This is a genomic window from Peribacillus sp. SIMBA_075 (genome assembly GCF_046534585.1).
This window is the reverse complement of the sequence record NZ_JAWRYN010001302.1, coordinates 1-247: the sequence shown is the minus strand read 5'-3', so window position 1 is coordinate 247 and position 247 is coordinate 1. Positions and strand designations below refer to the sequence as shown.

General features: G+C 42.5%; 1 protein-coding gene. It reads left to right on the top strand.

The genetic code is table 11. The features are described from left to right. A partial coding sequence (locus SB775_RS32550; RefSeq protein WP_410865419.1) for a glycosyltransferase occupies window positions 1–247 on the top strand: 247 nt, incomplete at both ends.

Sequence of the window (247 nt, the reverse complement as noted above, 5' to 3'; positions counted from 1 at the left end):
ATTTGAATACGTGACGCATGAATTGTCACATCTTTTGCATTTGACGGACCTAGTTGTTTCCCGGGCAGGCTCAAATTCGATATTCGAATTTCTTGCATTGAAAAAACCGATGCTATTGATTCCCTTGTCGAAGCAAAAAAGCCGGGGCGACCAAATTTTGAACGCCAATTTGTTCGAAGCGCAAGGCTTTGCCCATGTGCTTGAAGAAGAACAATTGAATACACAAAGCTTTATGGAGGCGATTGAG